Here is a 14,180-nt window from a genome sequence, read left to right as displayed (position 1 = left end):
AAGCCCTAGGAAAAATACTTACTCCACACTCAAAACTGCTAGCCAATTACCTATTAGTACATTGAGACATATTACTTTAGTTGCTGGAGCGCAGCCTCAGCTTTTTTGGCACCATCATTGTTGCCTTGCTGGCGGTAAGTGTCGAGGGCTTGTTTAAAAGCTTCAATTGCTTCGGATTTGCGATCGCGCGCTTTGAGTGCCGTACCCATATTATAATAAGCTTCTGCCCGGTTTGGATCGAGTCCAATCACTCGCCTAAAAGTGGTAATGGCTCCTAAAAAATCTTGTTTTTTCAGTTGAATTTCGCCGATTCCTGCGTGTGCTTCCACTAAATTCGGTCGCACCGCAATAGCCCGCTGATAAGCTATAAGCGCTCCGTCGAAGTCGTTTTGAGCCTGGAGAAGTTCGCCAATTTCTAGCTGCACTTCTGGATTCCGGGGCTCCAATTTGGCAGCTTCTTCAAAAGCTGCTAGCCCTTCGGAAGTATAGCCGGCACGCAGCAAAGCAGTGCCTAATTTTAACTGGACACCTGCTTGTTTGGGAGCGAGTTGGGCTGCTTCTTGGAGCACGGTGACAGCACTGGCAAAACTTCCCTGCTGGATCAATACTAAACCCATTGAAGAATAAGCTTGCCAACTTTTTGGATCGAGGGCGATCGCCTCTTGGTATGCTTTAAAAGAACCGCTGTAATCTTTTTGCTGAAAGAGTACCACTCCCAGACCGATGCGGGCATTGACATTTTTGCGATCGAGCGCAGCGGCGCGGCGATAAGCTGTGGCTGCTGCGGGGTAGTTTTGTAAATTCGCCATAGCATATCCTAATGCGTATTGGAAGTCCGCATTGTTCGGTTCCAGACCGATCGCTTGTTGGTAAAATTCTACTGAGGCTTCATAGTTGCCTTGACGCGCTTCTAAATAGCCAATACCAGAAAAAATGCGCGGGTTTTCCGTATCTAAACGCGCAGCTTCCTGATAAATGGCGATCGCGCTACTGTAGTCTCCTACATCTACAAACTCGCGCCCTTGTCGCAGCAGAGCATCTAAATTTGAATCATTTTGAGGGTTGACTTGAACGACTGTTTCTGCTGAGAGCGCCCGAAGCGGCGCTGCGACAGCGAATCCTGCTATTAGCAACGTACTGAATACCAAGAGACTTTGTTTGTGCACGGCCATGTGTTTCAAAGAGTATGTGGAATGGAAGAGCGAGTTGCTGTCAGCTTGACAAGCTGACAACTTATGATTTACCAGGAATGTTTGAGTGGCGAGATGTAGTAAATCTACAGAACAAGACCCACTCAAAATTTTCGTGATTGAGGCCAACTGATGATTGTAACAACAACTGATATCATCCAAGGAGCAGAAATTCAATCTTACCTGGGAATTGTAACTGCTGAGGTTGTCTACGGCACCAATGCCCTGCGAGATTTCTTCGCGGGCATTCGCGACATCATCGGCGGCCGCACCGGCAGTTACGAGGAAGTGTTTCTCAAAGGACAGCGAGATGCCCTCGCGGAACTCGAAAAACGGGCCCAGCGCCTCGGCGCCAATGCCGTAATCGGGGTGGAAGTTGACACCGGCACGATTAATGTAGACTCCAGCGGGGCTTTGCTGCTGATTACTGCCGTTGGAACGGCTGTAAGATTGCGTTAAGCAGTTTTTTCTGTATACGTCCGCATTTCCTGTATACATCCGGGAACTTTTCCAACGGGATAAAATAGTTATGAGTCATCAGTCATCAGTCATCAGTCATTAGCTAATAGCGGGTGGCTGGGGGCGGATGACTTTTTCGTTTCTTTCTTCAGACATAGATACTGGTTATTTCCCCAGGCAGATATAGTTTTTATCAATCTCAGCCACAATCAATGCTTAAGTGAAAGATTGTTAAAAATTAAAGCAACTCTAAGAGGAAAGAAAAACCTATGTCATACGTAAATAGACCTGTAGATAACGTTGGTACTGAACCCGTGGTCGTAAATTCAGTGATGGAATACCACGATCGAGTACGTTGGGGCCCGATTTTTTCGGGTTTGGTAATTGCGATCGCCACACAACTGGTGTTAAGTGCATTGGGCGCTGCGATCGGCTTGAGCAGCATTGCTGGTTCAGGAGCTCCGCGCACTATTTCAGGAGACGTGGGTACCGGCGTCGGAATTTGGTCAATTATCAGTTTGTTAATTAGCTTGGCCCTTGGCGGTTGGGTAACTGCTCGCGCTTGCGGCCCGATGAACCGCAACACAGCGCTTTTGAACGGAGCAATTTTGTGGGCAACCACCTTAACAATCGGCTCTTGGCTGTTAGCAAATGGCGTGGCCGGCACTTTTGGCGTCATAGCTGCGAATGCGGGAGAAGCAATTAATCAAGCGCAGCAAAGCGGGGTCGATTTGCCGAACCAAGCGCCTAACGTAACTGCTCAGGATACTCGCAATATCGCTGGTAATGCTGCGAAAGCTGGTTGGTCATTTTTGTTCGGCTCGCTATTGGGTTTAGTTGCTTCGATGGTAGGAGCATCTGCCGGTGCACGCACTCCCCGGAATTACTCATAAAAGTTTCGTCAGACACGGAAAGTTCATATACATAGAAAGCACTTTTGTTAAGGTGCTTTTTTGTTGCTTTAATTCGTGAACTATTTTTTTTCTCGTTCCCAGGTTCTACCTTGGAACGCATTTCTTGAGGCTCTGCCTCCAGGTTTTTAAATGGAGGCAGAGCCTCTGGATCTTTGTTCCCAGGCAGAGCCCATTGGTGACAACTTAAGACTGAAACCATTGATAAATCTCGCCTTTAGCTAAGTCTAGATCCCCCTAAATCCCCCTTAAGAAGGGGGACTTTGAGAAGACTCTTGTCCCCCCCTTCTTAAGGGGAGTAGGGGTTGGCTAGGGGGGATCTGAGCTTAATACTCAAACAGCAGTCTGTGATTGGGTTTGACGTTAAGTTATCACGAATCGGCAGAGCCTGGTAACGAGTATAACGAGTACAAGAACGAGAAAAACGACAGAAAAAAGTGTGAGTCGCACCCTATAAATTAAGCGCTGAAGTATTTAGCGGCTGGGTGATAGGTGATAATTGCGGTTGTTGATTGTTCGGGATAAAGTTGTTCGCTTTCATCCATGTACAGGTTGATACGATCGCACTTTAACAATTCCAGTTGCTTGTACTGATCCGCCATGTTCGGACAAGCGGGATAGCCGAAACTGTACCGCGAACCGCGATATCTTTGTGCCAGCATATCGCGAATGTTGTCCGGTTCCTCGCTACCAAATCCCAATTCCCGCCGAATTCGCGCGTGAGTCCATTCTGCTATTGCTTCCGCTGTCTGTACCGCTAATCCGTGAAAGTAGAGATAGTCGGTATATTGATTGTTAGCAAATAGCTTTTGCGCGTACTCGGTAGCAATTTCTCCCACTGTCGCTACTTGCATCGGAAATACATCGATTTTACCGGATTCTTTGGGCGCAAAGAAGTCGGCAATGCACAGCCGGCGCGCCGATTTTTGCCGGGGAAAGGTGAATGTTGCAGCGGGTGTCGAGACATTTTGCCCGCCATTCATAATTTCCGGGTCGTACAAATGCAAAGAATTGCCTTCAGCTTGACAGGGAAAATACCCGTAAATTGCTTGCGGCTGCAGTAACTTTTCAGTGATAATTTTGTGTTTCCACTCTTCCAATATGGGATAAACTTTCTCAGCTAAGAAAGCATCGTATTCTTCCCGCGATTGGTCTTTTGGCTTGCGGAACTGCCACTGACCCGCAACTAAAGCTTGCAAATCTAAGTGCCAGAAAATCTCCTCAAATGGGATGTCTTCTCCCTGCAACAGTTTCGTTCCCCAGAAAGGAGGATTCGGGCGATCGATATCTGCTGCAACTGCTTCGGATCGCCTGGTATCTATTACCACAGGAGTGTCTGCTTTCTTGGCATCTTCTACAGAAGTTTCTGGCGCCGCTTTAGCTTCTTTAACCGCCCCATTATCATCCTCTATTTCATCTAAAAATCCTTGCAAATCTTCCCATTTTCCAGCAGATTTTGCTGGCATGAGTTTGTCCATAAAGTGCAAGTCAGAAAACGCATCTTTGCCATAAACGACTTTACCTTTGTAGGTATTTTGGCAGTCTTCATGTACAAACTTGGGAGTCAAAGCCGCGCCCCCCAAAATTACCGGAACCGTGATTCCTTTCTGGTTGAATACTTCCAGATTTTCTTTCATGAATGCGGTGGATTTTACCAGCAAGCCACTCATGGCAATACAGTCGGCTTTGTGCTTTTCGTAGGCTTCGATGATATTGTCAACCGACTGTTTAATACCCAAGTTAATCACTCTGTAGCCGTTGTTTGATAGGATAATATCAACCAAGTTTTTGCCGATGTCGTGAACGTCGCCTTTAACAGTAGCGATGATAAATGTTCCTTTGGCGTTGTCCCCGGATTCGGACTTTTCCATGTACGGTTCTAAATAGGCAACTGCCGCTTTCATTGTTTCTGCTGACTGCAATACAAATGGCAGTTGCATTTGTCCCGAACCGAACAATTCTCCGACTACTTTCATGCCGTCTAGCAAGAAGGTATTGATAATTTGCAGGGGCGGATAGGTTTCTAAGGCTTTGGCGAGTTGGATGTCGAGCCCAATGCGTTCGCCGTCGATGATGTGCTGCTTGAGACGTTCTTCTACCGGGAGGCTTGCGTCTTCTGTACGATCGCGCTTGGTAGTTTTGCCCGCAAACACCGTTGTCAGGTCGCCCAAGGGGTCGTAAACGCAAATATCGCCGTCAAACTCCCGTTCGTCGTAAATCAGTTTACGGCAGATTTCTTGGTGTTTGGGGTCGATTTTCGCCAGGGGCAAAATCTTATTGGCGCTGACAATTGCCGAGTCCATCCCGGCTTGCATTGCTTCGTGCAAAAACATGGAATTCAATACTTGCCGCGCCGCCGGATTCAAGCCGAAGGAAATGTTAGAAACTCCTAAAATTACGTGACAGCCTGGTAATTCTTGGCGAATGCGACGGATCGATTCTATGGTAGCTTTGCCGTTTTTTCTGTCTTCTTCAATCCCGGTGGAAATGGGCAATGCTAGGGTGTCAAAAAAGATTTCCTCGGCGGGAATTCCGTAGGCGACGGCGGCGTTATAGGCGCGTTGGGCGATCGCAAATTTTTGGTCAGCAGTTCTGGCCATCCCGTCTTCGTCAATCGTCCCGATAACTATGCCCGCGCCGTATTTTTTCGCCAACTCCAAAACTTGATAAAAACGCGGTTCTCCGTCTTCGTAGTTAGTGGAATTCAGCAAACATTTGCCGCCCGCCACTTTTAAGCCTGCTTCCATCTTTTCCCATTCTGTGGAATCCAGCATTAAAGGGAGAGTTGCATTAGTCACAACGCGGGAAACTAATTCTTTCATGTCTCGCACGCCGTCGCGGCCGACATAATCAACGTTGATATCGAGAATGTGCGCGCCTTCTCGCACTTGTTCCCTCGCCATTGCTACTAAACCGTCCCAGTCTTCGGCGTTTAGCAAATCGCGGCATTTTTTGGAACCGCTGGCGTTGAGTCTTTCGCCGACAATTAAGAAGGAATTCTCTTGTTCGTAGGGTTGGGCGCTATAAATTGAAGCGGCGGAAGGTTCCCAAGTAATTTCGCGGATTTTGGGTTTAAGAGTTTTGCCAATTTCTGATAGTTCGCGGATGTGATCGTAGCGGGTGCCGCAGCAGCCACCGATGACTTGCACGCCTAAGTCTTCGACAAAGCGCATCAAGGCCATTTTTAATTCTATGGGCGTGAGTTTGTAGTGGGCGTGGCCGCCGATGTTTTCGGGTAAACCGGCGTTGGGAACGCAGGAAACGACGAAGGGTGAATGTTCGGAAAGGTATTTGACGTGTTCGGCCATGCGATCGGGCCCGGTGGCGCAGTTGAGGCCTAAAATGTCGATCGGGTACGGCTGCAAAATTGCGAGGGCGGCGCTGATGTCGGAACCGACTAACATTGTGCCGGTGGCTTCCATTGTGACTGATACCATTAACGGAATTCGCGCACCTTTTTTCTTAAATACTTCCTCAATAGCATTTAATGCTGATTTAATTTGCAGCACATCTTGACAAGTTTCGACAATAAATAAGTCAACGCCGCCGTCATAAAGTCCTTCTGCTTGTTCGGCAAAAGCGGTGGTGAGTGTGTCGAAATCGATGTGTCCTAATGTGGGCAATTTGGTGCCTGGCCCGATCGATCCTGCGACAAATCGAGGTTTTTCTGGCGTGGAAAATTCGGCGGCGATACCCTTGGCGAGTTCGGCGGCAGTTTTGTTGAGATAATATGCTTTGTCTGCTAAATCATATTCGGCGAGTACGATGGAAGCAGCGCCGAAGGTGTCTGTTTCGATGACATCGGCCCCTGCTTCGAGGAATCCCCGGTGCACGTTGGCGACGGCTTCCGGTTTGGTGTGGACGAGATATTCGTTGCAGCCTTCGTATTCTTTGCCGCCAAAGTCTTCTGCGGTGAGGTTTTGGACTTGCAGGTTGGTTCCCATCGCGCCGTCGAAGACGATGACGGGGCGTGAGGGGTGGTGGAGGCGATCGAGGAATCTGCTATTCATAAGCGGTCAAAAAAAACGCAGGTGCTATATATTTACAATTTTATCTATTGTGCAATATTGTCAACAATTATGTGACTGTTGGCAAATGGCTAATGACTATGCCGATTTGAGATTTTGGATTTTGGATTTTGAATAAAAAAAAACCAGCCCCCGGATTCATTCCGACGCGCAGGCTGACTGATGGGGACAATCCCCAATCTCAAATCCGATGACAATAGTTCGATCGTACCTGTAAGTGTGCGGGAAATGTCAGATTATTTCGAGGATGCTGTTGTGCGTGGAGATTTGGGGGAGAAGCGGGTGATTATCGGCTGCGAGGGGTTTTTCCGCTTAACTGTTGAGGATTTTTGCGAAAATGCGATCGAAATAATTAAACGAGTGATGTTAAAGGGCGATCGAATTCTCGGCTATCTTGTAATTATGCTGATAAGTGCGATCGCGATCGCTACTCCTGGTACAAGCCATTGTTTGAATGTTTCTTCTAATAATAAACGAAATTGGCTCAGATTCCATTGGCTGTTCATCAAAAGTCTCCTTGATGCAGTGAACCGATAGCTGATTGAATGGTAAGTGACAAAGAAGCGATAGCGAATGGAATTAAGTCAGTACGTGCAAAGCTATCCTTCGGGATAACTCGAAAAATTCACGAATTGGGTTTTGAGATCGTATTAAGGATGTAGAAACAACCAATATTACTACATCAAGAAAATTATGACGTTATACCAAGTGCAAAATCAATGGGGTGGCTCATCTGCTCCTTGGAATGAAGGTGGTACATGGGTAATCGGTAGTCGTCCTAACCAAAACGTTGTCGCTATCAATGTTAAGTCTGTTGATGGCGGACAAACCCTCAACGGCACCATGACCTATGCTGGAGAAGGGCCGATTGGCTTTCGAGCTACCCGCTCTGGCAGTAATACTTACACAGTTGAGAACCAATGGGGAGGGGCTGCTGCACCTTGGAATCCAGGAGGCGATTGGGTGATCGGTTCCCGCACTAACCAGAATGTGGTCGAACTAAACCTAAAATCTGATGACGGTGGTAAAACTCTGACTGGCAGCATGACCTATGCTGGAGAAGGGCCGATTGGCTTTCGAGCTACCTTCTTTAGTAATATTTACACGGTTGAGAACCAATGGGGAGGGACTACCGCGCCTTGGAATCCAGGAGGTGAATGGGCGATCGGTGGTCGCACTAACCAGAACGTTGTCGCTATCAATGTTAAGTCTGTTGATGGCGGACAAACCCTCAACGGCACCATGACCTATGCTGGAGAAGGGCCGATTGGCTTTCGAGCTACCCGCTCTGACAGTAATACTTACACAGTTGAGAACCAATGGGGAGGGGCTACTGCACCTTGGAATCCAGGAGGCAAATGGGTGATCGGTTCCCGCGCTAACCAAAATGTGGTCGAACTAAACCTAAAATCTGATGACGGTGGTAAAACTCTGACTGGCAGCATGACTTATGCTGGAGAAGGGCCGATTGGGTTCAAGGGGCAACGAAAATCCTGAACCCCTTTGAATTTAAGCTTTTGGCTCGGTTTGCCTACAGAGATATTTCAGCTTATTGACACCAAAGCTTGACCTGACGGGACAAGAACAATCGGTCAACCCCACACGCAGTAAAGGGTTGACCGATTGTTTTCAAAAAAAATAGGTTTCCTATTGCAATTGTCAGTTGGGCAAAAACTCTCGAATCGATCGATCCCAATCTAATTGACCGTCATCCACTAGCAAGCCGATAGTCATGGCGGTGAGGGCTTTGGTGCAAGAGGCAATGGGGAAACGGTTTCCGGTGTAACGGGTAAATTCTGCTCTACATTTCTTAATCCGAAGCCTTCACAGAGGATGATTTGGTCATTTTGTACGATCGCGATCGCCACTCCTGACACCTGCCATTGTTTGAGTGTTTCTTCTACGAATGAACGGAATTCGCTCTGATGATTTTTTTGAGTTTTAGGATTTATTGGGTAGATAGATGCACCCACAAACCTATAAAAACAGAAGCCTTTCAAATTAAGAATTTACAAACTTTCCAAACCTTCCTTAACCTCCCCACGAGCAGGGTAAAACAAATACTGACTCAAAGCATTGCGATAACTCTGCACAGCACCCCCCACATCCCCCAACCCCGACAACGCTCTACCACACCAGTAATGTGCAACACCGGGATTAAAACTCATCAATTCCAGAGCGCCAACGCACCCCTTCTCCAACCAACCCCGACACTTCTCCTCCTCACCCAAAACCCGATAACTCTCACCCAACCACACCGCCGCAGGTACAGATTGCAAGCAACCCCCCCCTTCTAATAACAACAGCCAACCTTGCTCCAACACTTCCACTGCCTCCCGGTGTCGCCCCGCCAGCGCCAACACCCGCCCATGTCGGAACCAAGCATCAGCTAACTGCGGCTGTAGCTGCATTCCCCGCGCAGACAACGCACATCCGCGCTCCATCTCTTGAAAATGTTCCACCAGCACCCGTCCCGCCGTCGCCCAGACACTCCAGCGCTCTGGAAACCGCTCCAACATCTCTTCCACCAAAGGTTTGAGCTCATCTCCTCTCCCCGCCACAGGTAAAATCTCGCACAGCGCCCGATAAATTTCCCCATCATTGGGATACAACCGATACGCCTTCAGCATCGCTTCCGCCCCAGTAATAGAATTCCCCGTGCGGAAGAGACATCGCCCATAGAAATACCAGCCACCAAGATTAAGCGGATGCTGTTCAACAAACTCCTGCAAAACAGCTACCCCTTTTTTCCACTCCCCGCGAAACAGGTGGTACTGGGCCAGCGAATCATGAACATAAGCAGCGTTGGGAGCCATTCGCAGCATCGTTTGAATCATTTGCTTTGTCCGCTTACCTTCCTCACCCCCAACTAATCCCGTACCACAGCGACTATCCGCCAGCAGTTTGAGACTCCGCAAATCCTGGGGAAACACCTCCAGCACTCGCTGCAAACGTTGTTCCGCTTCCTGAAAGTTCCCCAACATCATCAACGCATCATAGCTGTGACTATTAGCTACAACGTCATTCGGATTGAGTTGCAAAACCGTATCAAAAGCTTGCAACGCTGCAATGGGAGCCTCTTTTTCCAAATAAATCAATCCCAGAGCCAGCCAGTGAGCCGTATTCTCTGGTTCTAGGAATGTTGCTTGTTCAAAAGACACCGCCGCCTGCTCAATACAACGGCGACACACTGCAATTAATCCATTAATATGATGTCCGACTGCTTCGTTCTCAGAGAAACTTTTAGCCGTTTCATAAACTGCAATTGCTTCTGTCTCTTTCCCCATTAACTGCAATATTTTTCCCAACAGCAATTTCACATCTATTAATTGAGGTTGCCGTTGTAGCACTTGGCGATATTCTTCCGCTGCTTGCTGCCAGTTGCCCATTGCATATAGCAGTTCGGCTAATTCCCTTCGTTTCTTCCATCCCGTGGGATGCTGCTCCACGTATTTACTTAATGTTTTAAGCTTAATATCTTGCCTTGTGAGTTTCTCATCTAAAACTAGATAAGCATTCATTTCCACCCCGGTAGGCTGATTAAGCTGTACCAGGCAAGTAGCAGTGACTCTAGACATATTGGAGTAAACCTATTATAGTTAATGGCTTGTAAATGCACCCCAATATCGGCAACACTTTCCTTTTAAGGTATGTTGTTGCGCTTTAGCGCTCTTATCTGAGTTTTCATAAGAGCGCTAAAGCGCAACAACGTACCAAACTCGCCCCTACAATCAGACTTGAAAAGCTCTGTATTCTGTAAGATTTCGGAATTATCTCCAACTCAAAAGGCTGGATGAGCTATATCTCGTATGTAACAGTGAATCAAGATAAGTAGTTGTTACCCTATAATCAATTGGCTGTTGCACATACTCTTCTACCCTCAACTTTTCGCAGCCAGATGTCGCCGGCTCATCCGACTTCGGTTCCTCGACTTCTGCCGTATCCAAACCTAAACGATAATTGTGCAACTGCTTTTGCAGAATCTCTCGTGCCAGTTGGATGCGTTTCCGCACATTATTTTCAGAAAGAGCCAATTTTTTGGCAATATCTCGGTAAGGCATCTCCTCATACCACCGCAAAATGGAAGGGTCTCGCAGTTTGGCAGGTAGACTATTAATAGCACGGCGTATGTGTTGGCTCGTTTCCTGACGAATAATGGCAGCTTCGGGTGATTCGCTGCTACCACCAATTCCCTCATCTTCGGAAATATTTTCAATGTTCTCGACACCCTTTGCACCTTTCTTGCGTTCTCGATGTATATCCATGCAGATGTTATGGGTTAGTCGAGCCAGCCAAGCTTTAGGATAAGTAATTGTGCCAGCGAAAGAAGGCATTTTTTCCCAGGCTTTTTGCCTTGCTCGACTCAGTGCTTCTTCTGCCTCTACCCGATCGCCTCCCATCCATGTTTGACAGCAACGGTAGAGATAATCTTGATGCCATATCCATAACTGCCAGAATGCTCTTTTGTCGCCTTGAGACAGGCATTTTAATAGGAGTTGCTCGTCTAACTTTGTCTCACTTGTGGCTTTTTGAGCGATCAGGGAACGAAATCGGTGGAGAGTTACATTCGTTGTTACATTCTCTGTCAAGCTTTCTTTATCTAGCATCAAGTTGTTCCTTCACTAGGAGAGCATTGGCTGAACAAGCTTACAGTCCAGTCTGCCTCTTCTCCTCGCTGTAAACAATCGCAGTTTTCGCAGTTAAGATCCGAAGTTAAGGATTTTTCCTCCTCAAATTCCCACCCCATACCACCCGTAGGGGTGTAAAAGTTGGAAAATTTAGTGGCTACCCTTCTATGGCGGGACAATAAACTTCTTTGGAGAAAGGGGTCTATAACCAAAATGTCCCGTTTTAGGTGGGTAGCCAATTTAGCAACCTCATGAGCCAAACTTGCTCAAATTCGGAAAAATTTCTTACAATTAGGGAAAATACTCTATTATTTCTGTGGTTTAGCTTAACTAACGGCTCTTAAGCTATTTATTTACTTAAGTTCCCGGCTAATACCGTAGGATGGCCAACGATTTTGGGTGCAAAGGAGAGGAATGGAAAGCTGTTCCTAGATTTTTTCAATTTAAAAGTTAAATGTACGCTAGCTTAAGTTGAATAACCCCATGTATCAGCCTAAATACAGACGCAGGCGCGGTGTCATCCTTACCCCTCAAGGATCGAGCAAACTTCAGAAAGCGAAATCTGAGGCGGAATTTAAAGAAAACTGTGGCTACCGGTACACTCTTGAAAAGTTGAGCGATCGCACTGGCTTAGCTGTAGATACCTTGCTCCGGGTCAATAATGGCTCTACTACCGTTGATAAGCAAACCCTCAAGCGCTATTTCAGGGCTTTTAATCTAATTCTGGATCCCTCTGATTATTCTTGGCCAGAAACTCAGATTAAAGAAGTTGAACCCGATCGTGTAGATGTAAAGCCTGAATTACCGGGGGGTCAAGTACCTCTCGATTCGGCGTTTTATGTAGAACGCCCTCCCATTGAATCTCGCACCTGCGAAGCGATTTTGCAACCAGGTGCCTTAATTCGCATCAAAGCTCCCCAACTAATGGGTAAAACTTCCTTGATGGCAAGAATCCTGGAACGGGGGAGAAAAGAGGGCTATCAAACAGTGGTGTTGAATCTCAAGCTGGCTGATGAAAAAGTATTCACCAATCTGGATCGATTCTTGCAATGGTTTTGTGCTTGCGTGAGCCGGAGCTTGAAGCTACCGAACAAACTAGCAGACTATTGGGATGAGATGTTTGGTAGCAACTATAACACCACCGATTATTTTGAGAATTATTTATTAGCTCAAATCGATTCACCGCTGGTGCTCGCCTTAGATGATGTCGATCGCCTTTTCACTCACCCCGAAATTGCCTCTGACTTTTTTAGTCTGCTGCGAGCTTGGTACGAAAAAGGCAAGTATGGCGATCGCAATAGTAATATCTGGCAGAAACTTCGGTTAGTAGTAGTACACTCGACAGAAGTTTCTATTCCCCTCAATATCAATCAATCCCCATTAAATCTAGGGCTGTCAGTTGAAATACCTGATTTTACCAGCGCTCAAGTGCAAGATTTAGCACTTCGGCATGGATTGAATTTGCCAATACAGGATGTAGAGAAACTAATAAATTTTGTGGGTGGAAATCCCCATTTAATCCGATTGGCTTTATATCATATTTGGGCGCAGGATATCTCGCAGGAACAAATGTGGCAAATAGCACAAGTGTGGAAAATTGTCACCAAACTTTATATTATTCCCTATATTCCTCCTCTACACCCTAATCTTATCCGGTAAAAATCCGCTTCTAGAAATCGAACCGGATACCTGTTTCTACATCCAGAATTAAGCTTTATTCAGAAGCAAAAATTTTGACTTAGAAACAGACCCGCCGCCGGATTTGGGTGTAGAGTCTGACTACACAAATTATTATCTAAATAAGTTCACAATCTATTCTTCCCTTGGCGTTCCCGAACTTTGGAGATAGCGCGGGCAAACCTTAGAACTATATCAGCTTGTAGAGGGAAAATAAGATCGTGCTGCTCAAAGTTTAGCTTTTCCATTTTTGGCGATCGCAGAAGTACCCGGATTTATTGAACAAAGCAGGGCGATCGGACAAAGAGCAGCCGTCAGTTGATTTCGGACAAGAATTAGAGAAATTTTGCCACATAGCGAGGAATAAAAGATGCACAATAGATACGCATCAACTCTATATTTAGCGTGTATATGGCGCACATTTTCGCTATAAATAGCGCCTCACACTCTAGAAAAGATATATCATCATTATTTCTTTCTCATCCTTCTCTGGGAACCTCTTTTAGGCAGTCGCTTAATTTCTGTTTCGCCTCCTTGAAATTCTACTTCTTCTCTAATTTCTACAGTGACACTTTTAACATCGCTTTCGGTCATTTCTTCCTTTTCATCAATTTCCTCATAATCCGGTAGATTTTCTATTAACTGCACGTCCAACCCAGCAGCTTGAACGGACAATTCTTCGATTTTTTTACTAATTTCAACTTCTCCAATCCCCTGCTCAATTTCCGCCGCCACTAAATCTTCCTCGAAAGCAGGAAAATCATCAAGTTCTTGACTAATTGCAGTTTCTCTGATTTCCTTTTCTACTAGCTGCATGGATAACTGCTGCTTTTCCCTTGACAATTCATCAACCTTAGTTCCAAGCATTCTAATCTGTTCGTTGAGAACGCGAATTTCTCGGTTTTGCTGCTGAATCATTTCTTCGGCATCAGCAAGAGTTCGATTTCTCTCTAATATAACCTCATTTTTAGTTTCTAATTCCAAAGCGCTCATAGCCGCTTTAATTACATTATAAAAATGTGGCTTAGATACATCAACTTGTTTAGCATTATGACGACTTTTTCCCAAAAGTCCAATCTTTTGTCCTTGCTTAACAGCCAAAACAAAACCTTGATGATTTTTTATTTTTAATTCTTTGACAAAATCCACTTGAACTAAACTGCAAATATATTTGTGACAGTCAAAATAAAATTCTGCTTTCATCAAAAAGCACCCCTTTCTGCTACAGTCCCGCAGAATTATAGCATGAACAGAGTTTTTGCGGGAAATAAAAAGAAATAAATAATC

10 protein-coding genes and 1 pseudogene are annotated in these 14,180 nt (G+C 46.1%); 5 read left to right on the top strand and 6 right to left on the bottom strand.

Annotated features, from left to right (window positions below):
* Positions 1 to 71: 71 nt before the first annotated feature.
* Positions 72 to 1,232 (bottom strand): tetratricopeptide repeat protein, encoded by a 1,161-nt coding sequence (locus QT987_RS13265; protein WP_333240503.1) that lies wholly within the window; start codon positions 1,230 to 1,232, stop codon positions 72 to 74.
* Positions 1,233 to 1,322: 90 nt separating this feature from the next.
* Here QT987_RS13265 and QT987_RS13260 point away from each other — a divergent pair, with 90 nt between their 5' ends.
* Entirely contained in the window at positions 1,323 to 1,649 is a 327-nt protein-coding gene (locus QT987_RS13260) for a YbjQ family protein (protein WP_172184303.1), read from the top strand.
* 269 nt (positions 1,650 to 1,918) lie between these two features.
* On the top strand, positions 1,919 to 2,542 hold the full coding sequence (locus QT987_RS13255; protein ID WP_333240500.1) for a hypothetical protein: 624 nt from the start codon (positions 1,919 to 1,921) through the stop codon (positions 2,540 to 2,542).
* 476 nt (positions 2,543 to 3,018) lie between these two features.
* Here the strand turns inward: QT987_RS13255 and metH are convergent, their stop codons facing one another.
* A complete protein-coding gene (gene metH, locus QT987_RS13250; RefSeq protein WP_333240498.1) occupies positions 3,019 to 6,570 on the bottom strand; it encodes a methionine synthase in 3,552 nt (1,183 codons plus the stop codon).
* A gap of 180 nt (positions 6,571 to 6,750) precedes the next feature.
* On the opposite strand from metH, the gene QT987_RS13245 reads away from it, so the two are divergent.
* Entirely contained in the window at positions 6,751 to 7,125 is a 375-nt protein-coding gene (locus QT987_RS13245; protein ID WP_333240495.1) for a hypothetical protein, read from the top strand.
* A 156-nt stretch (positions 7,126 to 7,281) separates the two neighbouring features.
* Positions 7,282 to 8,085, top strand: coding sequence for a lectin OAA family protein (locus tag QT987_RS13240; protein ID WP_333206283.1), 804 nt, complete (start codon positions 7,282 to 7,284; stop codon positions 8,083 to 8,085).
* Between the two features lie 162 nt (positions 8,086 to 8,247).
* On the opposite strand, the pseudogene QT987_RS29955 reads toward QT987_RS13240, so the two are convergent.
* From QT987_RS29955 to QT987_RS13225, 3 genes and pseudogenes are all read right to left on the bottom strand, one after another.
* Positions 8,248 to 8,456: pseudogene (locus QT987_RS29955) on the bottom strand (serine hydrolase domain-containing protein).
* A gap of 141 nt (positions 8,457 to 8,597) precedes the next feature.
* The gene (locus tag QT987_RS13230; protein ID WP_333240488.1) at positions 8,598 to 10,166 is read right to left on the bottom strand and encodes a tetratricopeptide repeat protein; all 1,569 of its coding nucleotides are present in this window, start codon (positions 10,164 to 10,166) and stop codon (positions 8,598 to 8,600) included.
* 192 nt (positions 10,167 to 10,358) lie between these two features.
* Positions 10,359 to 11,195 (bottom strand): sigma-70 family RNA polymerase sigma factor, encoded by an 837-nt coding sequence (locus QT987_RS13225; RefSeq protein ID WP_333240486.1) that lies wholly within the window; start codon positions 11,193 to 11,195, stop codon positions 10,359 to 10,361.
* A 504-nt stretch (positions 11,196 to 11,699) separates the two neighbouring features.
* On the opposite strand from QT987_RS13225, the gene QT987_RS13220 reads away from it, so the two are divergent.
* Positions 11,700 to 12,875 (top strand): AAA-like domain-containing protein, encoded by a 1,176-nt coding sequence (locus tag QT987_RS13220; protein ID WP_333240483.1) that lies wholly within the window; start codon positions 11,700 to 11,702, stop codon positions 12,873 to 12,875.
* Between the two features lie 486 nt (positions 12,876 to 13,361).
* Here QT987_RS13220 and QT987_RS13215 read toward each other — a convergent pair whose 3' ends face one another.
* Positions 13,362 to 14,096 (bottom strand): hypothetical protein, encoded by a 735-nt coding sequence (locus QT987_RS13215; protein WP_333240480.1) that lies wholly within the window; start codon positions 14,094 to 14,096, stop codon positions 13,362 to 13,364.
* Between the last annotated feature and the right edge of the window lie 84 nt (positions 14,097 to 14,180).

The sequence above is a fragment of the Microcoleus sp. SVA1B4 genome, from assembly GCF_036700545.1.
Classification (GTDB): Bacteria; Cyanobacteriota; Cyanobacteriia; order Cyanobacteriales; family Microcoleaceae; genus Microcoleus.
The sequence above is the reverse complement of the archived record's forward strand: the minus strand, read 5'-3'. Positions and strand labels throughout refer to the sequence as shown.